The sequence below is a fragment of the Streptomyces sp. NPDC059224 genome (genome assembly GCF_042754285.1).
Classification (GTDB): domain Bacteria; phylum Actinomycetota; class Actinomycetes; order Streptomycetales; family Streptomycetaceae; genus Streptomyces.
Window position 1 is genome coordinate 1 of record NZ_JBHZAN010000046.1, and the last position, 25,578, is coordinate 25,578.

23 protein-coding genes are annotated in these 25,578 nt (G+C 72.4%); 4 read left to right on the forward strand and 19 right to left on the reverse strand.

Translation table 11 applies throughout. The features are described from left to right. Nucleotides 1-340: 340 nt before the first annotated feature. The 9 genes from ACFXI4_RS37665 to ACFXI4_RS37705 all read right to left on the reverse strand — a co-directional run bounded on the left by ACFXI4_RS37665 (nucleotide 341) and on the right by ACFXI4_RS37705 (nucleotide 11,496). Entirely contained in the window at nucleotides 341-490 is a 150-nt protein-coding gene (locus ACFXI4_RS37665) for a TetR family transcriptional regulator (RefSeq protein ID WP_385000036.1), read from the reverse strand. A gap of 491 nt (nucleotides 491-981) precedes the next feature. Then, nucleotides 982-2,976 carry an SWIM zinc finger family protein gene (locus tag ACFXI4_RS37670; RefSeq protein WP_385000039.1) on the reverse strand — a complete coding sequence of 665 codons (1,995 nt, stop codon included), beginning with the start codon at nucleotides 2,974-2,976 and terminating at the stop codon, nucleotides 982-984. Further along, complete coding sequence (locus tag ACFXI4_RS37675; RefSeq protein ID WP_385000042.1) at nucleotides 2,973-5,780, reverse strand: DEAD/DEAH box helicase; 2,808 nt, start codon at nucleotides 5,778-5,780, stop codon at nucleotides 2,973-2,975. The genes ACFXI4_RS37670 and ACFXI4_RS37675 overlap by 4 nt, the downstream gene beginning before the upstream one ends. A gap of 97 nt (nucleotides 5,781-5,877) precedes the next feature. After that, a complete protein-coding gene (locus ACFXI4_RS37680) occupies nucleotides 5,878-6,459 on the reverse strand; it encodes a sugar kinase (protein WP_385000045.1) in 582 nt (193 codons plus the stop codon). Beyond that, on the reverse strand, nucleotides 6,456-7,601 hold the full coding sequence (locus ACFXI4_RS37685; RefSeq protein WP_385000049.1) for an ROK family glucokinase: 1,146 nt from the start codon (nucleotides 7,599-7,601) through the stop codon (nucleotides 6,456-6,458). The genes ACFXI4_RS37680 and ACFXI4_RS37685 overlap by 4 nt, the downstream gene beginning before the upstream one ends. A 153-nt stretch (nucleotides 7,602-7,754) precedes the next feature. After that, nucleotides 7,755-8,519: an ATP-binding cassette domain-containing protein gene (locus ACFXI4_RS37690; RefSeq protein ID WP_385000052.1), complete on the reverse strand. Its 765-nt coding sequence runs from the start codon at nucleotides 8,517-8,519 to the stop codon at nucleotides 7,755-7,757. Next, on the reverse strand, nucleotides 8,516-9,556 hold the full coding sequence (locus tag ACFXI4_RS37695; RefSeq protein WP_385000055.1) for an ABC transporter permease: 1,041 nt from the start codon (nucleotides 9,554-9,556) through the stop codon (nucleotides 8,516-8,518). Before ACFXI4_RS37695 ends, ACFXI4_RS37690 begins: the two co-directional genes overlap by 4 nt. Then, nucleotides 9,553-10,557: a sugar ABC transporter substrate-binding protein gene (locus ACFXI4_RS37700; RefSeq protein ID WP_385000058.1), complete on the reverse strand. Its 1,005-nt coding sequence runs from the start codon at nucleotides 10,555-10,557 to the stop codon at nucleotides 9,553-9,555. Before ACFXI4_RS37700 ends, ACFXI4_RS37695 begins: the two co-directional genes overlap by 4 nt. A 201-nt stretch (nucleotides 10,558-10,758) precedes the next feature. After that, nucleotides 10,759-11,496, reverse strand: coding sequence for a GntR family transcriptional regulator (locus tag ACFXI4_RS37705; protein WP_385000179.1), 738 nt, complete (start codon nucleotides 11,494-11,496; stop codon nucleotides 10,759-10,761). A gap of 130 nt (nucleotides 11,497-11,626) precedes the next feature. On the opposite strand from ACFXI4_RS37705, the gene ACFXI4_RS37710 reads away from it, so the two are divergent. Then, nucleotides 11,627-12,637 (forward strand): Gfo/Idh/MocA family oxidoreductase, encoded by a 1,011-nt coding sequence (locus ACFXI4_RS37710; RefSeq protein ID WP_362719777.1) that lies wholly within the window; start codon nucleotides 11,627-11,629, stop codon nucleotides 12,635-12,637. Nucleotides 12,638-12,685: 48 nt separating this feature from the next. Here ACFXI4_RS37710 and ACFXI4_RS37715 read toward each other — a convergent pair whose 3' ends face one another. From ACFXI4_RS37715 to allB, 7 genes are all read right to left on the reverse strand, one after another. Beyond that, a complete protein-coding gene (locus ACFXI4_RS37715; RefSeq protein ID WP_385000062.1) occupies nucleotides 12,686-13,867 on the reverse strand; it encodes a cytochrome P450 in 1,182 nt (393 codons plus the stop codon). Nucleotides 13,868-13,942: 75 nt separating this feature from the next. Further along, entirely contained in the window at nucleotides 13,943-14,605 is a 663-nt protein-coding gene (locus ACFXI4_RS37720) for a response regulator (protein ID WP_385000065.1), read from the reverse strand. Between the two features lie 62 nt (nucleotides 14,606-14,667). Then, on the reverse strand, nucleotides 14,668-15,906 hold the full coding sequence (locus tag ACFXI4_RS37725) for a sensor histidine kinase (protein ID WP_385000182.1): 1,239 nt from the start codon (nucleotides 15,904-15,906) through the stop codon (nucleotides 14,668-14,670). Between the two features lie 361 nt (nucleotides 15,907-16,267). Then, nucleotides 16,268-16,663 carry a ribonuclease domain-containing protein gene (locus ACFXI4_RS37730; RefSeq protein ID WP_385000068.1) on the reverse strand — a complete coding sequence of 132 codons (396 nt, stop codon included), beginning with the start codon at nucleotides 16,661-16,663 and terminating at the stop codon, nucleotides 16,268-16,270. Nucleotides 16,664-16,770: 107 nt separating this feature from the next. Continuing rightward, nucleotides 16,771-17,580, reverse strand: coding sequence for an AIM24 family protein (locus ACFXI4_RS37735; RefSeq protein ID WP_385000071.1), 810 nt, complete (start codon nucleotides 17,578-17,580; stop codon nucleotides 16,771-16,773). An 89-nt stretch (nucleotides 17,581-17,669) separates the two neighbouring features. After that, entirely contained in the window at nucleotides 17,670-18,782 is a 1,113-nt protein-coding gene (gene alc / locus ACFXI4_RS37740) for an allantoicase (RefSeq protein WP_385000073.1), read from the reverse strand. 52 nt (nucleotides 18,783-18,834) lie between these two features. Then, nucleotides 18,835-20,175 (reverse strand): allantoinase AllB, encoded by a 1,341-nt coding sequence (allB, locus tag ACFXI4_RS37745; protein WP_385000076.1) that lies wholly within the window; start codon nucleotides 20,173-20,175, stop codon nucleotides 18,835-18,837. A gap of 285 nt (nucleotides 20,176-20,460) precedes the next feature. Between allB and ACFXI4_RS37750 the strand changes: the two genes are divergently transcribed. Beyond that, complete coding sequence (locus tag ACFXI4_RS37750; protein WP_362724780.1) at nucleotides 20,461-21,252, forward strand: IclR family transcriptional regulator; 792 nt, start codon at nucleotides 20,461-20,463, stop codon at nucleotides 21,250-21,252. A gap of 198 nt (nucleotides 21,253-21,450) precedes the next feature. Here ACFXI4_RS37750 and ACFXI4_RS37755 read toward each other — a convergent pair whose 3' ends face one another. Then, complete coding sequence (locus tag ACFXI4_RS37755; RefSeq protein ID WP_385000080.1) at nucleotides 21,451-21,765, reverse strand: DUF5955 family protein; 315 nt, start codon at nucleotides 21,763-21,765, stop codon at nucleotides 21,451-21,453. A gap of 159 nt (nucleotides 21,766-21,924) precedes the next feature. Here ACFXI4_RS37755 and ACFXI4_RS37760 point away from each other — a divergent pair, with 159 nt between their 5' ends. Both ACFXI4_RS37760 and aceB read left to right on the forward strand, forming a co-directional pair. Further along, on the forward strand, nucleotides 21,925-22,524 hold the full coding sequence (locus ACFXI4_RS37760; RefSeq protein WP_385000083.1) for an NTP transferase domain-containing protein: 600 nt from the start codon (nucleotides 21,925-21,927) through the stop codon (nucleotides 22,522-22,524). A gap of 184 nt (nucleotides 22,525-22,708) precedes the next feature. Next, the gene (gene aceB, locus ACFXI4_RS37765) at nucleotides 22,709-24,331 is read left to right on the forward strand and encodes a malate synthase A (protein ID WP_385000086.1); all 1,623 of its coding nucleotides are present in this window, start codon (nucleotides 22,709-22,711) and stop codon (nucleotides 24,329-24,331) included. Nucleotides 24,332-24,342: 11 nt separating this feature from the next. Here aceB and ACFXI4_RS37770 read toward each other — a convergent pair whose 3' ends face one another. After that, nucleotides 24,343-24,618, reverse strand: a complete 276-nt coding sequence (locus ACFXI4_RS37770) for a SelT/SelW/SelH family protein (RefSeq protein ID WP_362730811.1) — start codon at nucleotides 24,616-24,618, stop codon at nucleotides 24,343-24,345. After that, nucleotides 24,615-25,520 (reverse strand): HipA family kinase, encoded by a 906-nt coding sequence (locus tag ACFXI4_RS37775; RefSeq protein WP_385000089.1) that lies wholly within the window; start codon nucleotides 25,518-25,520, stop codon nucleotides 24,615-24,617. The genes ACFXI4_RS37770 and ACFXI4_RS37775 overlap by 4 nt, the downstream gene beginning before the upstream one ends. Between the last annotated feature and the right edge of the window lie 58 nt (nucleotides 25,521-25,578).

Below are 25,578 nucleotides of genomic sequence, written 5' to 3' on the forward strand. Positions count from 1 at the left end.
GACCCTCGCCCTGCCCCAACCCCGAAAAGACCGCACCACACAAACGCGGAGTCCCCGTCAGCGAACCGACGAGGACTCATGAACGATCGAGGCTAACGTCTCCCGTCCCGCCGTGCCGACATCACCCCGAGCTCGCAGAACTCGCACGCGCCTCTCCGTCGAAAGTCCGTACGAGCCATCCACCTTGTGACGACTTCGCGAAGATTTTCGATATCCGGCGGAAAGGACGCGGAATTCGCTGGTCCCAGGGACGTCGGCCATATCCCGTTTCGACTTCCACGGAAGTCGAAACTCATGGAAGCGCTCGAAAACATGGGCTGTCCGTCGCCGGTGGCGGCGATCAGGTCGTCGCGACGGCCTCGTGGAATTCGCTTCCGCCCGCGAAGTGGTGGAAGAGCAGACCCCGGGAGATAGCCGCCCGGCGGGCGACTTCACCGGTGGACAGTTCGCCCGGGGACTGTTCGGTGAGTAACTGCGCTCCGATGCTCACCCGTTGTGCGCGGCGCTTTCGTGGTCGAGTCGGCCGGCGCGTCTCGCGGACATGCGCCGGCACGCATGCGCCATGGGGTTTCGGCAGACGCAGTCGGGACAGGTAGACGCCGGCGTCAGCCCTGCGGCCCCGAGGGAACAGGCCGTAGGGCGGCCTGCTGGGGGCGAGCGTGAGGGGACGCGGACCGGTCCTGTGCGCGGCGACGGCACTGCTGCTCACGGCGAGCACGGACGTGCACGGCCGGCGGACCGGGCGACACGGACGACGGCACCGCACCGAAGGCCGCCGCGAGCACGCCGGGCGGCGCGACGGCGAGCGCCGCCCCGACGACGGAGAGCGAGCCGTGACAGCGGGATCACCCGCCGGTTCAGCTACGAGAGCCGGCAGCGGTTCCCGGAGCGGGCCGAGGACGGCGGCCGGTTCCTCCACCGGCCGAGGGTGCCGAGGCCCGGTACGACGGCACCGGAAGGAACGTCGGGCTCCGTCGGGCTCTAGAGGTCGTCCGCCGCTCCGAGGCCCGTGAGCGCCCCCACCGGGTCCAGGTCGGGGGTGCCTCTGGGCCACCAGTCGTCATGGCCCGGTTCGGACTCGTAGGCGTACCACAGGCCGTCCCGGCCCAGTCGGAGCTGGACATGGCCGCCGGGGTGGGTCAGGTGGTTGCGCCAGGGCCGGAAGGCCGGGAGGTCGGCAGCCAGGAGCAGGGGTCTGGCCCGGTCGAAACGGCCCGCCGGCGGGTCCCAGGGCTCCTCCAGCACGGCCAGCCCCTCCGCGCCGCCCTGGCGCCAGGCGGCGACCGCGCGGGCCAGGTCGCCAGGGCTGCGGCCGACGGCGTCCGCGAGCGAGGCGTAGAGGGCACGGGTGGACGCGGTCAGCCCGGACCCGGGGCGGGCCGCGGCGAGGCGTACCGCGTCCTGCCAGAGGGTGAGGTCGCCGACCGGGTCGCGTCCGGTGGCGAGCAGGGCATGGGCGCGGGCGGCGGCGTCCGTGGCCAGCTGGTCCAGCGTGAAGGGGTCGGGTCCGCCCGGGGCACCCGGGTACACCGGCGGCTGCTCGGGGTGCCGCGGCACCGGCAACGGAGGCGGCAAGGGCGGCAGCCGACGCTTCTCCAGGGCCTCGGTGGCGCGCACGCCGGGCAGCGACACCGGCTGCCGCTCCCGGGCCGCGCGTGCGGCGTTGCGCCGGGACAGCGCGTCGAGGACCTCGCGCTCCCCGCGGCCGCGCAGCAGGAGCAGGACGAACGGATCGGCGTCCAGCAGCCGCGCGGTCTGGTAGCAGAGGGCGGCCGCGTGCTTGCAGGGGTGCCCGAAGTCCGGGCAGCTGCACCGGGGTTCGAGCTCGCCGGGCCCCGGCAGCAAGGACACCCCGCCCTCCGCGAGGGCCTGCGGCAGCTCCTTGTCGAGCAGCGCGGCGATGTCGCCGGGCCGGTCGGCGGCGGCCTCCAGGAACCGGTCCCACTCGTCCGCGCCGAAGGTACGCAACCGCACCTGCACGCGATACGGCCGCGGCCTGCTCCCCTGCACGTAGGCCAGGACCAGTCCCGGCGTCACGGTGATGGCGTCGACATGCCCCCGCTCGGCATAACCGCGCCCCCGGGAGAGCCGCTTCACGTCAAGCGCCCCGTCCTCCAGCGCGCGCACCCAGGCGTTCCCCCACCAGGTCCCGGCGAAGTCGGCCCCTGGCACACCGGCCGGGGAAGGGAAGGAGGGGAAGGTCCGGCGAAGCTCGGTGTCGCGGTGCGGGGTGGCCATGGTGCGGGGCAGGCGGGGGGTGGCGGGAGCGGCCGCCGGCTCGGGGCGGCCGGAAACCGCGGTGGGTGCGGGGACGGCGGGCGGGCCGGGCGTCTCGGCGGGGGCGGGCTCCGCCGGGAGACGCCGCGTCCCGGTGGCGTGCGTCCCGTCCGCCTCGGGGCGCTCCGCCGGAGTTCCCCGATCCGTCGGGGAGTCGGTGTGCGCCGCCCCCGGCTCCTCCTTCGGCATCCTGAACGCGGTCGCCAGGAACTGCTTCAGGTCACGGGCGGTTCCGACGCGGGCCGTCTCCGACGGGGCCGGCCGGCGTGCCGTGCGCTCCGGGGACCCTTCGGGGACCTGCGCGGTGGCCGCCTCGGCCCGCCGGGCCTCCGCGCGGGCCGCGCGCAGCGCCTCGCGCGCGACGTCCCCGGGCCGTGCGCCCGGACGAACGGCAGCGGCGGCCGGGACACCGGCGTCCGCCACGCCGGCCTCGGCGTCGGCCTCGGCGTCCCGTTGCTCCGCGCCCTTCGCCGCCGCGGCCGCCCGCAGCGCCAGCCGCGCGCCGTCACCCGGCCTGGTCACCTTCACCTGCTCGTCGTTCACCTGCTCGTCGGCGCTGTCCGCCGCCGACGGAGCGGGACCCGCGGGCCGTGGGGCCGCCGGCGCCGCCGAGTCGTCCGCGGTCTCCGTGCCCAGTCCCCGTGCCGCCCGCAGGGCCCGCCGTGCCGCGTCGCCCGGCCGCTGTTCGTCCTCGCTCATGCCGTCCTCCGCAGCGACACCAGGTCGGACAGCTCACGGTCCGTCAGTTCGGTCAGGGCGGACTCGCCGGAGCCCAGGATCGCGTCGGCGAGAGCGCGCTTGGCCTCCAGCATCTCGGCGATGCGGTCCTCCACCGTGCCCTCGGTGACCAGGCGGTGGACCTGCACGGGCTGGGTCTGGCCGATGCGGTACGCGCGGTCGGTGGCCTGCTCCTCCACCGCCGGGTTCCACCAGCGGTCGAAGTGCACGACATGGCCCGCGCGGGTGAGGTTGAGGCCGGTGCCCGCGGCCTTCAGCGACAGCACCAGGACCGGGACGGCACCGCTCTGGAAGCGGTCCACCATGCGCTCCCGCTCCGGTACCGGTGTGCCGCCGTGCAGGAGGTCGACCGGGACCGCGCGGGCCTGGAGATGCGCGGTGATCATGCGGGCCATGCCGACGTACTGGGTGAACACCAGCACCGAGCCGTCCTCGGTGAGGACGGTGTCGAGCAGTTCGTCGAGCAGGGTGAGTTTGCCGGAGCGGGCGGCCAGGCCGTCGGTGCGCGTCTCCTCCTTGAGGTAGAGCGCGGGGTGGTCGCAGATCTGCTTCAGGGCGCCGAGCAGCTTGAGCACCAGGCCCCGGCGTGCGATGCCCTCCGCGGTCTCGATGGCCAGCATCGACTCGCGGACCACCGCCTCGTACAGCGCGGCCTGTTCACGGGTGAGGGGAACGGCGTGGTCGGTCTCGGTCTTGGGCGGCAGCTCGGGGACGATGCCCGGGTCGGACTTCTTGCGGCGCAGCAGGAAGGGGCGGACCAGGCGGGCGAGCCGGGTCACCGCCTCCTGGTCCTCGCCGTTCTCCACCGCACGCGCGTGCCGGGCGCGGAAGGACTTCAGCGGGCCGAGAAGCCCGGGGGTGGTCCAGTCCAGCAGGGCCCAGAGTTCGGAGAGGTTGTTCTCCACGGGAGTGCCGGTGAGGGCCACGCGCGCGGGCGTCGGGATGGTGCGCAGCGCCTTGGCGGTCGCCGAGTAGGGGTTCTTGACGTGCTGTGCCTCGTCGGCGACGACCATCCCCCAGGGCCGGCCGGCGAGGCTGCCGGCGGCGGCGCGCATGGTGCCGTAGGTGGTCAGGACGAAGCCGCCGTCGACGCCGTCCAGGGTGCGGTCGGCGCCGTGGAAGCGGCGGACCGGGACGCCGGGCGCGAACCGGGCGATCTCCCGCTGCCAGTTGCCGAGCAGCGAGGCGGGGCAGATCACCAGGGTCGGCTCGGTGCGTGCCCGCTTGAGGTGCAGGGCGATGACGGTGATCGTCTTGCCCAGGCCCATGTCGTCGGCGAGGCAGCCGCCGAGGCCGAGGGAGGTCATGAGGTCGAGCCAGGCCAGGCCCCGCAGCTGGTAGTCGCGCAGGGTGGCGTGCAGGGTGGCGGGCGGCTCGGCGGGCTGGATGCCGGCCGTGAGGCGGTCGCGCAGGGCCGCGAGGAGCCCGACGGGGACCGCCGCCACCGTTTCGCCGTCCACCTCGGCCTCGCCGGTGAGCGCCACGGAGAGCGCGTCGACCGGATCGAGCAGGCCCAGTTCGCGCTTGCGCGCCTTGCGGACCAGGGCCGGGTCGACGAGCACCCAGCGGTCCCGCAGCCGTACGACCGGACGGTGCGCCTCGGCCAGCGCGTCCATCTCGGCGTCGCTGAGCGGGTCGCCGCCGAGCGCCAGCTGCCAGCGGAACTGGAGCAGTTCCTCGCCCTCGAAGAAGCCCGTCCCGTCGGTCGCCGAGCCGGGGGCGGAGCGGATCACGGCGGCCGCGGTGAGGTCCTGGGCCAGGTCACGGGGCCAGTGCACGGCGACGCCGGCCGCCGCCAGCCGGGTAGCGGCCACTCCGAGCAGGTCACCCAGCTCCTCCTCGGACAGGGCGAGTACGTCCGGCACGTCCTGTTCGGCGAGCCGGTCGAGCGGCGGCCACACCCGCGCGGCCCTGCGCACGGCCAGGGCCGCGTCCACCCGCGCGCGGGGACCGAAGGCGGCGTCGGACCGTCCGGCCCACAGGGCCACCGCGTCGGTCATCAGGGTGGGGTCGGCCAGGCTGTGCACCTGCACGATCGCCGCGCCCGCGCGGTGCGCGCCCTCGCCGTCGTCGAAAAGGTCGTGGGCCGACAGGTCGAGGCGGAGCGAGATGCGCACGCCCGCGTCCATGCCCGCGGCGACCTCCGCGGCCCACTCCCGCGCGTCGGGCAGCCGCTGGGCCTCCCGGGCGGCGAACGGCCTGCCCGAGGTGTGCGGCGCGGCCGGGGTGCGGGGCAGGGTGTCGGCGACCGCGTCCAGGAAGGAGCGGATCAGCGCCTCCGGCTGGGGCAGCCGGAGCGGGCCCGGGCCGGGCAGCGGCACGGCGTGTCCCTCGGCGGGCAGGGCGGCGGCCACCGCGCGCAGGTGCGCGATGTCGGCGGGCTCCAGGGGACCGGCCCGCCAGGCGTCGTGGCCGGCCGGGGTGAGACCGGGCAGCAGACGGCCCCGGGCCGCGAGCCGCAGCGCGTGCTGCGCGGCCGCGCCCCAGCAGGCGGTGGCGGGGTGGGCGGCCGGGTCGCGGCGGGCCCGGACGAGCAGCGGGAGGGCCTCGTCGAGCGGCAGGGTCAGCGCGGGCACCTGCCGGCGGCGGACACCGGCACCGTGCCGTCGTACGACCGTCAGGTCCTCGGTCGCGCAGGCGGGCAGCGGGTCGCCGTCCGGGTCCCAGAAGGCGATGCGGCCCTGGCGCGGGAGGTCGGCGGGCAGATAGACCGCGGCCAGACGCGGGGAGATGCCGTCGGGTGTCCCGGTCACCGTGTCCCTCATACGTTCTGCCACCTCCCGCCCGCCTGTCGGCTCAGACGTCTTCGACTGTACGGGCGGGGTCTGACAATCGGCCCCGGCGACCGGCCGGGGGCCGTCGCTACGGCACGGTGCGGGAGACGACGTAGATCATCGGGTAGTTCGGGTCGGCGGTGTTCACGACGACGTCCTGGGTGGGTGCCGGGTTCTTCTGCTGGTGCGTCAGGCCCGACCAGGGGCCGGAGCCGGTGAACTTCCAGCCGGTGATCTTCTGGTCCCGGGAGCCGACGCTGATCTCGTCCTTCTTGAGCGCGTCCCGGTTGAGGCCCAGGCCCTCCAGGAAGCTGTCCAGGCCGGCGCTGTTGGTGCGGAACTGCACGTAGAGCCGGCTGGTCTTCCAGTTGTTCGTCTCGTAGTACGCGATCCGGTCGGCAGGGTGCGGGACGGGCACCTGGTAGAGACGCCGCTGCACCTTGGACGGCCAGCCCTCGGTGAGACCGGTCGCGGAGTACTTGGACTCCTTGTCCTTGCCGCTGTTGCGGCTCTGGTTGGCGGAGATCACCAGGTAGCCGGCGGGCACGCCGATGAGCAGCACGATGATCAGGAGGGTCAGCGCCCGGCGGCGCGCCTTGTGCCCGGGGGTCTCCGTCGGCCGGTGCGGTTCGTCCGGGGGCGCGGCCTGGCGGGGCAGGGACGCGGTCATGCGGTGTCCCGGGTTCGGCGGGCCTCCGCGAACCGCTCGTAGCGCTCGTGCCGCTCGACCCGGCGCCGCTTGGCGCGCCGGAAGCGGCGGGCGACCAGGCGGGCGAGGTCGGCGGCGCCGACCATACCGGCCTCGGGGCCCAGCTGGGCGCGGGCGATCCGGGCCTCGGGGCGGTAGCCGCGGCCGGTGAGCTGGCGCTTGAACGCGTCCCGGGCGGGGCCGATCAGCAGGTCGTCGGCGGCGCTGACGCCACCGCCGATGACGAAGCAGGACGGGTCGAGCGCGGCGGCGAGGTTGGCGATGCCGACGCCGAGCCACTGGCCGATGTCCTGGAGCAGCTCGACGCACATCGCGTCGCCCTCGCGGGCCAGCTCGGTGATCATCGGGCCGGAGATCTCGTTGATGTTGCCCTTGACGTGCTCGATGATCCCGTACGCCACCGGGGAGTCGGCCTGGGCCAGCTCCTTGGCCTCGCGGACCAGCGCGTTGCCGGAGCTGTACTGCTCCCAGCAGCCGCGGTTGCCGCACGCGCAGCGGTGGCCGCCGGGGACGACCTGCATATGGCCGAACTCGCCGGCCACGCCGTACTTGCCGCGCTTGACCTGGCCGTCCTCGAGGATCGCACCGCCGATGCCGGTACCGAGCGTGATCATGACCAGGTGGTCCTCGCCGCGGCCGGCGCCGAACCGCCACTCCGCCCAGGCGGCGGTGTTGGCGTCGTTGTCGACGAGGACGGGGACCGAGAGCCGGCCGGAGAGCCGGTCGCGCAGCGGTTCGTTGCGCCAGGACAGGTGCGGGGCGAACAGCACGCGGTTGCGGTCGGCGTCGACCCAGCCGGCCGCGCCGATGCCGACGGCGTGCACGTCGTGCCGGTCGGACAGGTCCAGGACCAGCTCGACGATCGTGTCCTCGACGACCTTCGGGCTCTTGGACTTGTCCGGGGTCTCCGTGCGGAGCTTCTCCAGGATGTTGCCGTCGGCGTCCACCACGCCCGCCATGACCTTGGTGCCGCCGATGTCGATGCCGACGGTGGGGACACGGGGGGCCGTCAGGTGGGACCGGCGTTCCCTGGTGCCGACCGTACGCAGGACGGGGGCCCGGCGGGAGCCTATGGGGGCGGTGAGGTCGCGGTAGGTGCTCATCGGGCTCGATTCTGCCGCACCGGGAAGGGTGGCGCCGTTCGGGGGAGATAAGGAGCGGGTGCGTCGCCGTAGCCGTCGCCCGGTGCGGGCCGTCCACGGCGTGTCGCGCCCGCGCGGCGGTAGCCGCGTATCGAGCAGAGCCCCGCGCGTCTTTCAGGGGCGCCGCAGTTCATGGCGGAGCGCGTCCAGGTCGCTTCCGCCTGCCATCTGGCCGGTCAGTTCCTCGAGTGTGATCTGGTCACGTGTGTGGTTCCCCACCATGGTGCCCCGCCGCAACAGCACGAACCTGTCTCCCACCAGGTAAGCGTGGTGCGGGTTGTGGGTGATCAGCACAACACCCAGACCCTGGTCGCGTGCCGCCGCCACGTATTTCAGGACCACACCTGACTGCTTCACTCCCAGTGCCGCCGTCGGTTCGTCCAGGATCAGCACCTTCGCACCGAAGTACACGGCCCTGGCGATCGCCACGCACTGGCGTTCGCCGCCCGACAGGGTGCCGATGGGCTGGTCGACGTCCCTCAGGTCGATGCCCATGCGGAGCAGTTCGGCACGGGTGGTGCGGCGCATGAAGTCGACGTCCAGGCGCTTGAACACGCCCTTGCGGGGCTCCGAGCCGAGGAAGAAGTTGCGCCACACCGGCATCAGGGGCACGACGGCGAGGTCCTGGTACACCGTGGCGATGCCCCGGTCCAGCGCCTCGCGCGGCGACGTGAGCGCCGTCTCCTCGCCCTCGATGCGCAGGCTGCCGCCGTCGTGCCGGTGCAGGCCTGCGATGATCTTGATCAGGGTGGACTTGCCGGCTCCGTTGTCGCCGAGGACGCAGGTGATCTCGCCCGCGCGGACCTCCAGGAAGACCCCCTCCAGGGCGCGGACGGTTCCGTAGTTCTTGCTGACGTCGGTCAGCTGGACGAGGGTCATGCGGTGGCCTCCGCGCGCTTGCGGACCCAGGTGTTGAGCAGGGTCGCGAGGAGCAGCATCGCTCCGAGGAAGAACTTGAACCAGTCGGGGTTCCACTCGGCGAAGACGATGCCCTTGCCGGTCATGCCGAAGATCAGCGCCCCGACCGCCGAGCCGACCGCGCTGCCGTGGCCGCCGGTGATCAGACAGCCGCCGATGACGGCCGCGATGATGTAGATCAGCTCGTTGCCGACGCCCTCGCCGGACTGGACGGCGTCGTACGAGAAGAGCAGGTGCTGGCCGGAGATCCAGGCGCCGAGCGCCACGCCCATGTAGAGGCCGATCTTGGTCCTGGCGACCGGGACGCCGACCGCGCGGGCCGCGTCCTGGTTGCCGCCCACCGCGAAGATCCAGTTGCCGGCGCGGGTGCGCAGCAGGATCCAGGAGGCGACCGCGACCAGGGCGAGCCACCACAGGATCGTGATCTTGAAGTCGACGCCGCCGACGGTGAGCGTGGAGGCGAAGACCGCGCGGGCGGAGGGGAAGCCCTCCATGTCGGCGATCGTCTTGGTGGAGACCGTGCCGTCGATCAGCTTGGTGAGACCGAGGTTCACCCCGGTGAGCATGAGGAAGGTGCCCAGGGTGACGATGAAGCTGGGCAGCTTGGTTCGGGTGAGCACGAAGCCGTTGAAGGCGCCGACGGCGAGGGTCACGAGGAGCGAGACGCCCACGCCGACCCAGGTGTTCGTCGTCAGCTGGTAGCTGAACATCGAGGAGGTCAGCGCGGAGGACGTCACCAGGACGCCCGCGGAGAGGTCGAACTCGCCGCCGATCATCAGCAGCGCGACCGGCACCGCCATGATCCCGATCGTCGAGGAGGCGTAGAGGACCGTGCTGATGCTCGACGCGCGCAGGAAACCGTCCGCGGCCACGGCGAAGAAGACGAAGACGGCGACTGCGCCGACGACCGAGCCCAGCTCCGGACGGGAGAGGAGTCTGCGCAGCGGAGAACTCTGCAGAATCCTTTCATCAAGGGTGTGCTCCACGGTGGCGCTCATCGGGTGCCCCGCGCGGTGTACTTCGCCAGCGCGGCCGCCTGGCCCTTGGTGATGATCTGCGGGCCGGTGAGCACCGGCCGCCCGCCGCCGAGGACGTCGCCGTTGTACTTGTAGAGCCACAGCAGGTCGACCGCCTGGTAGCCCTGGAGGTACGGCTGCTGGTCCACCGCGAAGCCGAGGGTGCCGTCCTTCAGTCCGGCGGCGACCTTGGCGTTGAGGTCGAAGGTGTCGACCTCGGCCGTGCTGCCCGCGTCCGTCTTCGCCTTCACGGCGGTGTCGGCGTAGGGCGCCCCGAGCGTGACGACCGCGTCGATCGACCTGTCGGCCTGCAGCTTCGCCTCGATCGAGGACTGCACGTCGGGCATGTTCGTGCCGTTGACGTAGAGGTTCTCGACCTCGCCGCCGAAGTTCTTCGCCACACCCGCGCAGCGCTGCTCGTGGCCGACGTTGCCCTGCTCGTGCAGGACGCACAGGGCCTTCTTCCTGCCGCGCTCGTTCAGCTCGTCGCCGACCGCCTGGCCCGCGATGGTCTCGTCCTGGCCGATGTGCGCGAGGGCACCGAAGGCCTTGGACTCCTCGGAACCGGAGTTCACGGTGATCACCGGGATGCCGGCCTTCCCGGCCCGGGCCACGGCCGCCTTGAGCGCGTCGGGCTTGGCGAGGGTGACGATGATCCCGTCGACCTTCTTGTCGACCGCCGCGTCCACGAGCTGCGCCTGCTGCTGGGCCTCGTCGTCGTGCGAGTAGAGGAAGTCGATGTTGTCCTTGCGGGCGGCCTGCTCGGCACCGCTCTGCACGATGTCCCAGAAGGTGTCGCCGTCTCCCGAGTGCGTGATCATCGCGAAGGTCCAGCGGGGCGTGTTCACCGCCGCCCTGCCCTGGGCCGCCGCGGCGTTCCGGGCGTCCTCCGCCCGCTTGCCGCCGGTACTGCTGCACCCGGCGAGGGTGACGCCGAGCGCCCCCGCCACCGCGATGCCCACCCAGGTCCGAAACCGTGCCACGAGGCCGTGCCCTTCTTGCCGTGCTCATACGTGCGAGAGGGGCGGACGAAGCTCACCGTGAGTGACCACTGGCGGTGACCTCGCCTGCCCCAAAAGCCTCAGTATCGAACATGGGGACACCCCGGGCGGCGGCGGGCGGCACTCTGCGCTCACCTTGTCCGGACATTGCGACTAACGGATCGTCGGAAACGCGAGGCGCGCTCAGGACCGTACGAGCAGCTGGAACTCGAAGGAGTAGCGGGTCGGCCGGTAGATGTGGTCGCCGAACTCGACGGCGCGGCCGGTGTCGTCGTACGTGGTGCGCCGCATGGTGAGCAGCGGGGCGCCCTCGGGCTCGGTGAGCCGCTCCGCCTCGGCGGCCGTGGCGCCGCGGGCGCCGATGGACTGGCGGGCGCTGTGCAGGGTGATCCCGGCGGACCGCATCAGGCGATAGAGGCCGGTCGCCTCCAACTGCCCCGTGTCCAGGTCGAGCAGACCGGGCGGCAGGTAGTTGGTCAGGTACGCCATCGGCTCACCGTGCGCCAGCCGCAGCCGCTCGATGCGCTGCACCTCGGTGCCCTCGGCGACCGCGAGCGCGGCGGCGATCTCGGCGGACGCCGGGACGACCGTGTTGACCAGCACCTTCGTCGCGGGGCGCTGGCCGGCCGACTCCAGGTCGTCGTAGAGGCTGCTGAGCTCCAGTGGCCGTTTGACCTGGCTGTGCACGACCTGGGTGCCGACACCCCGGCGACGGACGAGGAGTCCCTTGTCGACAAGGGACTGGATCGCCTGACGCACCGTCGGACGGGACAGACCGAGCCGTGCCGCGAGCTCGATCTCGTTGCCCAGCAGGCTGCCGGGGGTGAGCGAGCCGTGCTCGATGGCCGCCTCCAGCTGCTGCGCGAGCTGGAAGTACAACGGCACCGGCGAGCTCCGGTCCACACTCAGGTCGAGCGGCACAGTCGGGTCCCCATCTGGTTTCGGCACGGGCCCGAGCGTATCCCCGTGACGGGTTGACGGGAAGTTGTGTAGTTCGATTGTCCGGACATACGGATTGACAGCGCGCCGGGTGCACCCGCACCTTGTTCCCATGCGCATCGGGGTCATCGGGACGGGCCGCATCGGAACCATTCACGCGAACACGCTCAGCCGTCATCGCGAGGTCGGATCGCTGATCCTCTCGGACGTCGATCCGGCGCGGGCCCAGGATCTGGCGCACCGCCTCGGGGAGACCGCGGCACCCGGGGCGGACGAGATCTTCAAATGGGGCGTGGACGCGGTGGTGATCACCACCGCGACGTCGGCGCACGCCGACCTGATCGGCCGGGCCGCGCGCTCGGGGCTCCCGGTCTTCTGCGAGAAGCCGGTCGCCCTCGACCTGCCCGGGACACTGCACGCCCTGGCCGAGGTGGAGAAGGCCGGGACGGTGCTGCAGATGGGTTTCCAGCGGCGCTTCGACAAGGGGTACGCGGGCGCCCGGGAGGCCGTGCGCTCGGGCCGGCTCGGACGGCTGCACACCGTGCGGGCGCTCACCTCCGACCAGTCGCCGCCCCCGCCGGAGTGGCTGCCGCTCTCCGGCGGCCTGTTCCGGGACACCCTGATCCACGATTTCGACGTACTGCGCTGGGTGACCGGCCGCGAGGTCGTCGACGTGTACGCGACCGGTTCGGACGCCGGGCCGGCCATGTTCCGCGAGGCCGGTGACGTGGACACCGGCGCGGCCCTGCTCACCCTGGACGACGGCATGCTGGCCACCGCCACCGCGACCCGGCTGAACGGCGCCGGCTACGACGTGCGGATGGAGCTGTCCGGGGAGCGGGACACCGTGGTGGTCGGGCTGGACGACCGTACGCCGGTGGCCTCCACGGAGCCGACCGGGCCGCCGCCCGCGGACAAGCCGTGGCCCGGGTTCCTGGAGCGGTTCGGACCCGCCTACGAGGCCGAGCTGTGCGCCTTCGTCGACGTGGTCCGCGGCGGACTCGCCAACCCCTGCGACGGGCGCGAGGCGCTCCAGGCCCTGCGGATCGCGGAGGCCTGCGAGGTCTCCCGGCACGAGCGGAGACCGGTGGCACTCGCGGAGATCCCGGACCGGCTGGGCTGAGCCCGGCCGCCGCCGGCCGGCCGCGCACCGGCCACCACCGCGCCCCGGCTACCAGCGCACCGGAAGGTTCCGCACCCCTCTCATCAGCGTGCCCGGCAGCCACTCGCCGTGCGGACCGTCCAGGGCCAGGTCCGGGGCGCGCTCCAGGAGGGAGCGCAGGGCCGTGCGGCTCTCCAGGCGGGCCAGGGGCGCGCCCAGACAGAAGTGGATGCCGTGGCCGAAGGCGAGGTGGCCACGGGTGTCGCGCCGGATGTCGAAGCGGTCGGGTTCGGGATAGCGGGCGCCGTCGCGGTCGGCGGCGGTGAGCCCGATCATCACCGCTTCGCCCCGGCCGATGGCGGTACCGGCGATCTCCAGGGGCTCGGCGGCGTACCGGTACGTCGCGTTCTCCACCGGGCCCTGCCAGCGCAGGATCTCCTCGACCGCGCCGTCCAGCAGGCTCATGTCGGCGCGCAGGGCGGCGAGCTGGCCGGGGTGGGTGAGAAGCGCGAGGACGCCGTTGCCGATCAGGTTGACGGTGGTCTCGTGGCCGGCGATCAGCAGCACGTAGGCCATGCCGCGCAGCTCCTCCACGGAGAGCCGGTCGCCGTCCTCGGTGGTGGTGCGGATCAGGTCGCCGAGCAGGTCGCCGCTCGGACCCGCGCACCGCTTGTCCTCGATCAGCTCCTTCAGGTAGCCGGCGAGTTCGGCGAAGGCGTCGTACTCGCCGCTCGGACGGGCCGAACCGACCACCTCGTTGGAGAGTTTCCGGAACCGCGCGCGGTCCAGCTCGGGGACGCCGAGCAGTTCGCTGATCACCGTGATCGGCAGCGGGTAGGCGAGGGCGTCCATGAGGTCCGCGCGGCCCCGCGGCAGCATCTCGTCCAGCAGCCGGTCGGTGATCTCCTGGATCCGCGGCTCCAGTCCGGCCACCCGGCGGGCGGTGAACGCGCGCGTGACGATCCCGCGCAGCCGGGTGTGCTGCGGCGGGTCGGCGGCCAGCAGGTGCTTGCCGATCCACTCCTCGTCGAGGAACCTGAAGCCGATCCTCTCGGTGTCCTTGGCCAGTCTGGCGTCGGCCAGCGCCGCGCGCGCCTCCTCGTACCCCACGACCAGCCAGGTCTCGTGGTACGCGTCGGACAGCGGCCAGCGCACCCGGTGCACCGGGCCGCGCTCGCGGAGCCGGGCGTACACCGTGTGCGGGTCCGTGCGCAGACCGTCGCCGTACTCGCCGAGGTCGGTCACCTGCATGCCCTGCTCCCCCTTCAGGAGGTCCCCGAGGCGGTCCCGTACCCGGAGAACGCTCGGCGCGCCCGGCTGGTGCCCCTACTCCTCCAGCAGTCCCGCGTCATAGGCCAGCAGCGCGATCTGGACGCGGTTGTTCAGGCCGAGTTTGGCCAGGATGCGGGAGACATGGGTCTTGACGGTGGCGACGCTCATGAACAGGCCGGTCGCGATCTCGGCGTTGGCGAGCCCCCGGCCCACCGCGACGGCGACCTCACGCTCGCGGTCGTTGAGGGTGGCGAGCCGGCCACGCGCGCGTGCCTGCCGGGTGTCGGCCCGGGTGCCCGCCGCGTGCCGCATCAGCTGGCGGGTGACCGCGGGCGACAGGACGGGGTCACCGGCCGCGACCCGGCGCACCGCGTCGACGATCTCGGCGGGCGGGGTGTCCTTGAGGACGAACCCGGCCGCTCCCGCGCGCAGGGCGTGCAACACCTGTTCGTCGGCGTGGAAGGTGGTCAGGACGACGACCTGCGGGGCGTCCGCACGCGCGCGCAGCCGCTCGGTGGCGGTGAGCCCGTCCACGGACGGCATGCGGATGTCCATCAGGACGACGTCCGGGCGGGTGCGGTCGACGAGCGCCTCGACCTCGTCGCCGTCGGCGCCCTCCCCGACGATCTCGATGTCCCCGGCCCCGCCCATCATCAGGGACAGCCCCGCCCGCACCAGCGGGTCGTCGTCGACGAGCAGCAGTCTGATCGCGGTCATGGCTCCTACGTAATCACGCGGGTACGACGGCACGTGGCCGTTCCGGCGGCGGCCTCGGTCGGTCAGGCGGCGCCCCAGGGCAGCCAGGCGCGTACCTCGAAGCCTCCGTCGCCGGTGGCCCGGTGTTCCAGCCGGCCCCCGGCCAGCGTCGCACGTTCGGTCAGGCCGATCAGGCCCTGGCCCGAGCCGGGGACGTGCGGGGCCTCGCCCTCCGGGGCGGGGTTGTGCACGGTGACGTCCAGGCCGTCGCCGGGGGCTCCGGTGACGCGCACGGTGACCTCGGCGCCCGGGGCGTGCTTGCGGGCGTTGGTCAGGCCCTCCTGCGCGATGCGGTAGGCGGTGCGGCCGACGGAGGCGGGGACGGCCGACGGGTCGCCGACGTGGTTGTCCAGGACGACCTTCATGCCGGCCTGGCGGGACTCGCCGACCAGCGCCTCGAGCGCGCCCAGTGTGGGCTGCGGACGGCCGCCCGCCTCGTCGCCGTCGGCGGCGCGCAGGACGCCGATGATCTCACGCAGGTCCTGGAGGGCCTCGTGGGCGCTCTCCCGGATCACCCCGGCGGCCCGGGCGATCTCCTCCCGGGGCGCGTCGGGACGGAACTCCAGGGCCCCGGCGTGCACGCTGAGCAGGGTCAGCCGGTGGGCGAGGACGTCGTGCATCTCGCGCGCGATGGCCTCCCGGGCCAGCCGCTGGGCCCGCTCGGCGCGCAGCCCGGCCTCGGTCTCGGCTCGCCGGGCCCGGTCGCGCAGGCTGAGCATCAGCTGCCGCTTGGAGCGGACGAACAGGGCGAGGCTGGTGACCAGCAGGACGAAGAGCGTGACCAGGGCGACGACGGCCAGGTAGGGCAGGTCCGGGTCGGGGCGCAGCCAGTAGAAGAACGGGGTGGCCGCGAGGTTGGCGCCGACGATCCAGGCGCCGTAGCGGAACGGGCGGTGCACGACGACCGTGAACAGGGCGACCATGGCGGCGCCGCCCGCGGTGTCGGAGACGAGGCTGACCGGGATCATCGCGATCGCCAGCCCCATCGGCCGGCGGCGGCGCAGCCAGAGCGCGGCGCAGGCCAGACCACCGACCAGCTGGTCGGTGACCGCGAGGCCGTGCGAGACGTGCGGGTCCTGCCACACCGTCTTCGCGGCGGTCACGCCCAGCAGGACGGCGAGCACGAAGCAGCTGAAGTCGACCAGCCAGTCGCGCGCGGTGCGCCGGGGCCGCCGGCCGGCCGCGCCCGGGCCGGGATCGAGTTCATGGATCACGGCGGACGGGAAGAGCCACCGTCGCCCCTCGAACGTCCGTACCGACATGTCACCGCTCACGGTCGGCAAATCTACGCAGGACCGGTCCGTGCCACCCCCGCCCGCACGAAATCGTCGACCAAAGTCGGGCCGGTGCGGACTTTCGGTGCGCCCCGCGCGCGTGCGGGGCGGACTTCCGTCGGGGCACGGCTCGCCCCGCGGCCGATGGCATGGGGGAGGCCGCGGGGCGAGAGTCGTGCTGTGGAACGGCTGCCGGAACTGCTGGGATTCGTCGCTCTGGTACGGGGTGTGCCGAGCCCGCCGCACGGTTTCACCCACTGGCATGTGGGTCTCCCGCAGCCTGAGCACGGACCGGGCCCTCGGCCGGTGGCGCCGCTCCCGGCCTCCGGCCGGTCACTTCGGCCAGGGCTCAGCAGCCGAAGTTGACCAGGTCGAACGTCACGTAGTGGTCCGCCGTGTAGTAGTCCTCCCGGGTCTTCTCACCGGTCACGATGCGACGTGCTCCGCGCGTGGAGGAGCCCGGCGTCTTCACGGTGTACTCGTGGTAGTAGCCGCTGGCCCGGCTGGGCAGGACACCCTCCTGGTTGCGGAAGACGACACCGTCCTGCGAGTACGGGAACGGACCGCCCGACGCGATCAGGTCGAGGGTGTCGTACGCCTGCGACGGCAGGTCGCTGTAGCAGATGCTGCCGACCGAGGCGGCCGCGGCGTCCGCCGTGGTGGCGGTGACGGTGCCGCCGACGAGGAGGGCGGACAGGACGACACCGGCGGCGCCGGCACGGATGATTCGTGGGGGGAATCTCATGGCTCCATGATGACGCGAGCTAGACGCTGGCATGTCAATGACAAGTCTGCGGAATTCCCCGACACGTCCCGTGAATTTTCAGGGAGTTAACCTGCGGACCGCGGCCATCACCCCGAGTGCGTCGAGAACAGTCCGCCCGTCGGTCCCTGCTTGTCGCCGCCCTGGGCCTTCTTCAACGCGTTGGCGAGGCTCTCGATGGTGAGGGACTGCAGGATCACCCGGCCGTTGCCCTCCAGGGTGGCCAGGGAGAGGCCCTCGCCGCCGAAGACCGCGTTCATGAGGCTCTGACGGTTGAGGCCGCCGACGCGCTGGACGCCGTACTGGATGCCCTCCTCGAAGGCGACGACGCAACCCGTGTCGACCTCGATACGGCCGCCGAAGTCGGCAGGGTTGAGGTCGATGAAGTTGCCGGCGCCCGCGATGATCACGGTGCCGTGACCGGTGAACTTCTCCAGGATGAAGCCCTCGCCGCCGCTCATGCCGGTGCGCCCGCCCTGGAAGGCGATGCCGAACTCGACGGTGGACTCGGCCGCGACGAAGGCGTCCTTCTCGGCGAACCACGCGCGCGTGCCGTTGAGCTCCAGGGCGCGCATCTCGCCGGGCAGCACGCCCGCGAAGCCGACGGTGCCTTCCCCGCCCTGTGCGCTGAAGTACTGGAAGGCCAGCGACTCGCCGGCGAGCATGCGCTGGCCGACCTGCATGGCGGTGCCCATGGCCTGGCGCAGCATGCCGCCCATGCCGCCGCCACCGCCCTGTGGCTGCCCGCCGCCGTTCGGGCCGCCGAGCCGGGTCTCCATGGTCACGTTCGTGGTCTTGAACAGGAACTTCCCGGCTTCGCAGTAGACGGTCTGGCCGGGGTGCAGGTTGACGACCGCCATCTGCATGGCGTTGCCGACGATTTCTTGCTGAAGGGTCACGGCAGAAGAACGTAGCCGACGGTACGGCGGTTCCCTGCGCCCGCCCCCGTCCGTGCCCGGGGAGGCGGGCGGGCGCAGGCGGGAAGGCGTCAGGTCAGTTCGCGGTGGCGTGTGGCCAGGGAGGCCGCTCCTGCTTCGGTGGGCGTGCCGAACAGCCGCAGGCGGGAGATCCCGCCGTCCGGGAAGATGTCCACGCGCGCGTGCGTGCCCACGGCCGGGGCGGCCAGGACGAAGCGGTGGTTCGTGTCCGGCTGGAGGCGGGTGCGCGGGAGGATCTCCCGCCAGTCGCCGTCCTCGCCGTCCCGCACCGACACCGACGCCCAGCCCGCGCTGTTGCCCTTCAGATACGCCGTGTCGATCTCGACCGCCCGGACCTGGCACTGGGCCGCCAGCCGGTAGCGGATCCAGTCGTTGCCCTGGTCGCGGCGCCGGCGCGTCTCCCAGCCGTCGTCCATCTTGCGGGAGCGCCCCGGCTGGATGGTGTTGGTGGCCGGTGAGTAGAAGAGGTTCGAGGCGTCCTCGACCCGACCGCCGTTCTCCAGGGCGAGCGCGTCGAAGGTGCCGAGCACGGCGAGCCACTCGGGGTCCGGAACGACCTCGCCGTACACGCGCAGCCGGGCGATGCCCCCGTCGGGGTGCTGGTTGACGCGGAGGTGGGTGAAGCGCTGCTCGACGGAGACGGCGAAGCCGTTCGCCGCGTGGCCGCCCACCGGTGTGCGCGGCACCAGCGTCGTCCATTTCACGTCGTCGCCCAGGAGGTCCCCGGGGGAGGGCGAGCCGGGCGCCGACGTGCCCTCGACCGACACCGCCTGCGGGTAGTTGCCGCGGAAGTGCGCCGTGTCGACGACGATCCCGCGGACGACGCCGGGGGCGCCGAGCCGGACCAGCGCCCAGTCGTGGTCCTCGGCCGTCGGCCAGGGGTGCCCGGCGGAGGTTCCGCGGCGGCGGCGCGTCTCCCAGCCGTCCATGATCTTGCCCTTGTGTCCGAAGTGCTCGGGGTCGAACTCGGCCCGCCCCGCCAGCAGCAGGTTCTCCCGCTGGGCGAAGAACTCGTCGTTGGCGGCGATGACCCCGGCGCCGAGCCGCCGGTCGGCGAGGTCGGCGTACCGGGTGAAGGGGAAGTCGGCGGTGCGGTAGTCGGCGTACGGGTCGCCGCCGGAGTAGGGGTGCGCGTCGCCGGTGAAGGTCGGGATCGCCGTCACAGAAGGTCGTCCTCTCGGGTGTCGGCCGCTGCGGGTGCGGGAACGGTGCCGGTCAGGGGGCGGGGGTCAGCAGGCGTCCCTTCGGCGCGGTGAACGTGCCGTCCGCGACGATGCGTTCACCGCGCAGCCAGGTGGACCGCACGACGCCGTACAGGGTCTTGCCGGCGTACGCGGTGACCCGGTTGCGGTGCTGGAGCCCCGCCGGGTCCACGGTGAAGGTCTCCTCGGGCGCGAGGACGGCGAAGTCGGCGTCCCGGCCGGGGGCGATGGCGCCCTTGCGGTCGTCGAGGCCGACGAGCGCGGCCGTGCGGGCCGCCATCCAGCGGACCACGTCCTCCAGGCCGTGGCCGCGCCTGCGGGCCTCGGTCCACACGGCGGGCAGGCTGAGCTGGAGTCCGGAGATGCCGCCCCACGCGGTCGCGAAGTCGGCGGTCTTCAGATCGGCGGTCGAGGGCGAGTGGTCGGTGACCACGCAGTCGATGGTGCCGTCGGCCAGTGCCTGCCAGAGCAGGTCCTGGTTGGCCGACTCCCGGATGGGCGGGCAGCACTTGAACTCACTGGCGCCGTCCGGGACTTCCTCCGCGGTCAGGGTGAGGTAGTGCGGGCAGGTCTCGACGGTGATCCGTACGCCGTCCCGCTTGGCCTCGGCGATCAGCGGCAGCGCGTCCGACGAGGACAGGTGCAGCACGTGCACGCGCGCGTGGAGGCGTTTCGCCTGGGCGATCAGCTGCGCGATGGCGGTGTCCTCCGCCTCGCGCGGCCGCGAGGCCAGGAAGTCGGCGTACCGGGGGCCGCCGTGCTGCGGGGCGGCGGCCAGGTGGTGCGGGTCCTCGGCGTGCACGATCAGCAGGCCGCCGAAGGAGGTGATCTCCGCCAGGGACCGGGCGAGCTGCTCCTGGTCGAGGTGCGGGAACTCGTCCACGCCGGACGGCGACAAAAACGCCTTGAAACCGAAGACCCCGGCCTCGTGCAGCGGGCGCAGATCCTTGACGTTGCCGGGCAGCGCCCCGCCCCAGAAACCGACGTCCATGTGCGCCTTGTCGACCGCGACCTCCCGTTTGACGCGGAGGGCGGCGACGGTCGTGGTCGGCGGGAGGGAGTTGAGCGGCATGTCCACGAGGGTGGTGATGCCGCCGGCCGCCGCCGCGCGGGTCGCGGTCCAGAAGCCCTCCCACTCGGTGCGGCCCGGGTCGTTCACGTGCACGTGGGTGTCGACCAGGCCCGGCAGCAGCACGTCGTCGCCGAACTCCTCCAGGCGGGCGCCTGCCGGGACGGGTGCGTCGTAGGGCAGTACGGCCGTGATCGTCCCGGCGGACACGGCGACCGCGGCGGCCCGTGTCCCCTCGGGGGTGATGACACGCGTCGAGCGCAGCACCAGTTCAGCGTCGGACACCCGGACCCCTCTCTCTGCCGCCGTTTTACTTCCGGGAAACGGGATTTACACCCACGTAACGGAATTCAACGTTCTGTTGAAGGAGTCTTCACTCCCGCTTCCGCGCCGTCAAGGGCACACTGCTTCTCGGGGCCGCACAGGCGCACACTCTGGACGTTTCCACGAAGTGGAATTAGAATTCCGTCAAGCAGAACGTAGCTACGCACAAGCAGGGCGTCAACCGGCTGCCGGGTAGGCTTCTGCCCTTCCGCCCGGCCCGAGAGGCAGCCCCGAAAGGAACGCGCCGTGCCGACGTCCAGCGCCAGCACCACCGACTCCGCCAAGTCCAGCAGCGGCGGGGTCCAGTCCCTCGAGCGCGCCTTCGATCTGCTGGAGCGGATGGCGGACGCGGGCGGTGAGGTCGGCCTGAGCGAGCTGTCCGCGAGCAGCGGGCTGCCGCTGCCGACGATCCACCGGCTGATGCGCACCCTGGTCGCCTGCGGCTACGTACGCCAGCAGGCCAACCGCCGGTACGCGCTCGGGCCCCGGCTGATCCGGCTCGGCGAGTCGGCGTCCCGGCTGCTGGGCACCTGGGCACGGCCGTACCTGGCGCGACTGGTCGAGGAGACCGGCGAGACGGCGAACATGGCGCTGCTCGACGGGGACGAGATCGTCTACGTGGCACAGGTGCCGTCGAAGCACTCGATGAGGATGTTCACCGAGGTGGGACGACGGGTGCTGCCGCACTCCACGGGAGTGGGCAAGGCGCTGCTGGCGAGCGTCGCGGACACCGAGGTGCGGGCACTGCTGGGGCGGACCGGGATGCCGGCGGCCACGGAGAAGACGATCACCACTCCGGAGGGGTTCCTGAACGCCCTGGCGGAGGTACGGCAGCTGGGGTACGCGGTGGACGACAACGAGCAGGAGGTCGGCGTGCGCTGCCTGGCGGTGTCCGTGCCGGACTCGCCCACGGCGGCCGCCATCTCGATCTCCGGGCCCGCGGGGCGGGTCACGGAGGCGGCGACGGAGAAGATCGTGCCGGTGCTCCAGCAGGTGGCCCTCGAGCTGTCACAGGCGTTGGCGAGTTCGGGGGTCTAAGGGCTGTCCCGTAATCCCTGGTGGATCAGCGCGCGGCGTCAGATGCGGTGCATCGCAAGGCGGAGGGTCGTCCTCATACTGGGCGTGTTCGGGCGAGCCCGACAACGCTGCGAGGTGCCGTAGCTGTCGTCGTGCGCCCGCCGGGGATCACGGGACAGCCCTTGGGGAGGGGGCGGGCGGGAGGGCGCCTCCTCGCCGTCAGTCCCTCGGGGTCTCCCCGAACAGGTCGACCGCCTGGCGGACGTCCGACAGCCCCCGGGACAGTGCGCTCACCGAACCGATGGCTCCCGCGATCAGTAACAGGGAGCGGCGCAGGCGCGGGATCTCCGGCATGCCGCCCGTCGCCATCGCCGCCAGTGCGGCCAGCTCGTCCTCGGCTATCGCCCGGTCCATGAACTCGGCCGGATGCGCCGCCAGTTCGCGGCGCAGTCGGGAGACCGCCGTCCGTAGTTCCGCAACCCTCGGATCCTCGTCACTGCCGGTCACTGGTCTCTGTCCCAAGCTCCGCAACACAGCTCTCCCCCCCTCTCGCCCGTCGCCCCATGACGGTGGTCGGACGCCTGGGGACGCGGGTCAGTAAACGCCCTCCCCGGCGCGACGCGCTACAGCGCGGACCGAAATTCAGCCCTGCGGGAGCGGCCGCCCTGCCCCGGCGTCGGGTATGCAGGACGCATGACGGACACGCATGGCCCGATCGCCGGACTGCTGCTCGCCGCCGGCGGGGGCAGGCGGCTGGGCGGACGCCCCAAGGCATTGCTCACGCACCGTGGACGCCCTCTGGTGGAGTACGCGGTCGAGGTGCTGCGGGCGGGCGGCTGCGGGCCGGTGCACGTGGTGTTGGGGGCCCGCGCGGACGCGGTGCGGGAGCGGGCCCGGCTGGACGGCTGCGTGGTCGTGGAGAACCCGGACTGGGCCGAGGGGATGGGGTCCTCGCTACGGGTGGGCCTGGCATCGCTCGGCGGGACGGGGGTGCGGGCCGCACTGGTGTCGCTGGTGGACCAGCCGGGGATCGGGGGCGAGGCGGTGGCCCGGGTGCTCACCGGACACCGGGACGAGGACTCACTGGTGGCGGCCGCCTACGACGGCGTACGCGGCCATCCCGTGCTGCTCGGCGCCCGGCACTGGCCGGGAATCGCCGCGAGCGCGACCGGGGACCGGGGCGCCCGCGCCTATCTCAGGGCCCATGAGGCCGCCATCACGCTGGTCGAGTGCCGGGATGTGGCCGAGCCGTTCGACATCGACACCGAAGCGGATCTGGGCCACCTTGAGTGAACGGCATGGCACTGAGCGCCACCTTTGCTCGACCCGGAGAATCTCGATATCAACAAACCATTGAACTTCCACAATGAGGAAACTACTATCCACTGTTCAGAAGCGCCCGGTCCCTGAGCGGGTGCGCTTCGCTCTACCCGGAACGACTGGCACCCGGTGCCACCGCTGAAGGAAGTGACAGCTCATGTCCGCACCAGCGCCGTCTCCGCTGGCCATCGTCGACGCCGAGCCCCTGCCCCGGCAGGAGGAGGTCCTCACCGACGCGGCGCTCGCCTTCGTAGCCGAGTTGCACCGGCGGTTCTCGCCGCGCCGCGCCGAACTCCTGGCCCGCCGGGCCGAGCGCCGCGCCGAGATCGCCCGCACCTGCACGCTCGACTTCCTCCCGGAGACCGCCGCGATCCGGGCGGACGACTCCTGGCGGGTGGCCCCCTCCCCCGCCGCGCTCGACGACCGGCGGGTGGAGATCACCGGCCCCACCGACCGCAAGATGACCATCAACGCCCTCAACTCGGGCGCGAAGGTCTGGCTCGCGGACTTCGAGGACGCCTCCGCGCCGACCTGGGAGAACGTCGTCCTCGGCCAGCTGAACCTGATCGACGCCTACACCGGGAACATCGACTTCACCGACCCCGGCTCCGGCAAGTCGTACGCCCTGCGCCCGGCCGAGGAACTGGCGACGGTCGTGATGCGGCCGCGCGGCTGGCATCTGAACGAACGGCACATCGAGGTCGACGGCGAGCAGGTGCCCGGCGCCTTCGTCGACTTCGGGCTCTACTTCTTCCACAACGCGCGGCGGCTGCTCGACCTCGGCAAGGGGCCCTATTTCTACCTGCCGAAGACCGAGTCGCACCTCGAGGCCCGGCTGTGGAACGACGTGTTCGTCTTCGCGCAGGACCACGTCGGCGTCCCGCAGGGCTCCGTCCGCGCCACCGTGCTGATCGAGACGATCACGGCCGCGTACGAGATGGAGGAGATCCTCTACGAACTCCGCGACCACGCCTCGGGGTTGAACGCAGGCCGCTGGGACTACCTGTTCTCCATCGTCAAGAACTTCCGTGACGGCGGGCCCAGGTTCGTCCTGCCGGACCGCAACGCCGTCACGATGACCGCCCCGTTCATGCGGGCGTACACCGAGCTCCTCGTCCGCACCTGCCACAAGCGCGGTGCGCACGCGATCGGCGGCATGGCGGCCTTCATCCCCTCCCGGCGGGACCCCGAGGTCAACAAGGTGGCCTTCGAGAAGGTCCGCGCCGACAAGGACCGCGAGGCGAACGACGGTTTCGACGGCTCCTGGGTCGCCCACCCCGACCTGGTCCCGATCGCCATGGAGTCCTTCGACCGGGTCCTCGGCGACCGGCCGAACCAGAAGGACCGGCTTCGCGAGGACGTCCGTGTCGAGGCCGCCGACCTGATCGCGGTCGACTCCCTGGACGCCAGGCCGACCTATCCCGGTCTGGTCAACGCCGTCCAGGTGGGCATCCGTTACATCGAGGCCTGGCTGCGCGGCCTGGGCGCGGTGGCCATCTTCAACCTCATGGAGGACGCGGCCACCGCGGAGATCTCCCGCTCGCAGATCTGGCAGTGGATCAACGCGGGTGTCGAGTTCGAGAACGGCGAGAAGGCCACTCCCGAGCTGGCCCGCAAGATCGCCGCCGAGGAACTCGACGGCATCCGCGAGGAGATCGGCGAGGATGCCTTCACGGCCGGCCACTGGCGGCAGGCTCACGACCTGCTGCTCACCGTCGCCCTAGACGACGACTACGCGGACTTCCTCACGCTGCCCGCGTACCAGCAGCTGCGCGGCTGACCTTCAGCGGCTCATCTGTCCGAGTGGCCCAGGGACTTCCCCGGGGCCACTCGGTCGCGTACGGCCTGCTTCACGGCCGTCGGCTCGGGGAAGCCCTGGTCCCTGCGGTCCCAGACCGTCTCGTCGTTCACGCGCACCACGAAGACGCCGCCCTTGCCGGGCTTCAGGGCCAGCTCGGTCAGCTCGGTCTCGAAGGTGGTCAGCAGTTCCTGCGCCAGCCAGGCCGCGCGGGGCAGCCAGCGGCACTGGGTGCAGTACTCGATCTCGACGCGCCAGATGTCACTCATCCGAGGTGTACCGACCAATCCTGTCGGGCCGCGGGCTTGCCGTGCAGGTCGGGAACCTGCTTCAGCCAGGCCGGGCGGCCCTGCCGGGCCCTGGCCGCGCGGGCGGCCTCCTCGGCCGCGAGCTGGTCGCGGCCCGGGAAATCGGTGGGGAGCCACTGTGCGGAGGCCCGGACCCGGGCCAGCAGGTAGCCGACGTAGGCCTCGCGCATCTCGTCGGGCGTGCCGAAGTCGGTGAGCCAGGCGTCCGGGACCTCGGCGAGGGTGTCCCTGAGCAGCTTCTCCGTCACGCTGGGCGCGAGTTCCGCGTCCGCGGCCCGGGTGTCGGGGCCGAACCGGCCGAGGGCGTGGTGCCGGAAGTCGTAGGCCTTCTCGGGGGCCGAGGCGTCCCAGCGGTGGTGGAAGACGAGGGCGGCGCCGTGGTCGATGAGCCACAGGCGCGGGGGCGCGGTGCCGAACGTCGGCCAGACCATGAGGTTGGAGCTGTGCACCGTACGGTCGACGTTGACGGTGAGCGCGTCCAGCCAGACGATCCGGCCGGCCTCCAGCGGGTCCACCGGGAAGACCTCGGCGATCTCGGGGGTGAAGTCCCGCGCACCCGGCAGGAAGTCCATCCCGAGGTTCACCCCGGCGCTGGCCGCGTGCAGCTCGCGCACCTCCTGGTGCGGTTCGTCCTCGGCGATCGCCGGGTCGAAGTGCACCAGGACCAGCTCGGGGAACCGCAGTCCGAGCGCCCGCGCCAGCTCCCCCACGATCACCTCGGCGACCAGCGCCTTGCGGCCCTGCGCGGAGCCGGTGAACTTCACCACGTACGTCCCCAGGTCGTCCGCCTCGACGATCCCGGGCACCGACCCACCGGACCGCAGGGGTTCGACGTAGCGGGTCGCGGTGACCTCTCTCAGCATCTCCTCAGGTCACCCGTCCCTTCGGTGTCGCCGCCCCCGGCGTGAAGTGCCCATAGTA

Coding starts and splice junctions, on each gene's coding strand:
- ACFXI4_RS37670 (WP_385000039.1), bottom strand. CDS start 2,976: ATGAGCGAGGACGAACAGCGGCCGGGCGACGCGGCACGGCGGGCCCTG.
- ACFXI4_RS37675 (WP_385000042.1), bottom strand. CDS start 5,780: ATGAGGGACACGGTGACCGGGACACCCGACGGCATCTCCCCGCGTCTG.
- ACFXI4_RS37680 (WP_385000045.1), bottom strand. CDS start 6,459: ATGACCGCGTCCCTGCCCCGCCAGGCCGCGCCCCCGGACGAACCGCAC.
- ACFXI4_RS37685 (WP_385000049.1), bottom strand. CDS start 7,601: ATGAGCACCTACCGCGACCTCACCGCCCCCATAGGCTCCCGCCGGGCC.
- ACFXI4_RS37690 (WP_385000052.1), bottom strand. CDS start 8,519: ATGACCCTCGTCCAGCTGACCGACGTCAGCAAGAACTACGGAACCGTC.
- ACFXI4_RS37695 (WP_385000055.1), bottom strand. CDS start 9,556: ATGAGCGCCACCGTGGAGCACACCCTTGATGAAAGGATTCTGCAGAGT.
- ACFXI4_RS37710 (WP_362719777.1), top strand. CDS start 11,627: ATGCGCATCGGGGTCATCGGGACGGGCCGCATCGGAACCATTCACGCG.
- ACFXI4_RS37715 (WP_385000062.1), bottom strand. CDS start 13,867: ATGCAGGTGACCGACCTCGGCGAGTACGGCGACGGTCTGCGCACGGAC.
- ACFXI4_RS37720 (WP_385000065.1), bottom strand. CDS start 14,605: ATGACCGCGATCAGACTGCTGCTCGTCGACGACGACCCGCTGGTGCGG.
- ACFXI4_RS37725 (WP_385000182.1), bottom strand. CDS start 15,906: ATGTCGGTACGGACGTTCGAGGGGCGACGGTGGCTCTTCCCGTCCGCC.
- ACFXI4_RS37730 (WP_385000068.1), bottom strand. CDS start 16,663: ATGAGATTCCCCCCACGAATCATCCGTGCCGGCGCCGCCGGTGTCGTC.
- ACFXI4_RS37760 (WP_385000083.1), top strand. CDS start 21,925: ATGACGGACACGCATGGCCCGATCGCCGGACTGCTGCTCGCCGCCGGC.
- aceB (WP_385000086.1), top strand. CDS start 22,709: ATGTCCGCACCAGCGCCGTCTCCGCTGGCCATCGTCGACGCCGAGCCC.
- ACFXI4_RS37770 (WP_362730811.1), bottom strand. CDS start 24,618: ATGAGTGACATCTGGCGCGTCGAGATCGAGTACTGCACCCAGTGCCGC.
- ACFXI4_RS37775 (WP_385000089.1), bottom strand. CDS start 25,520: ATGCTGAGAGAGGTCACCGCGACCCGCTACGTCGAACCCCTGCGGTCC.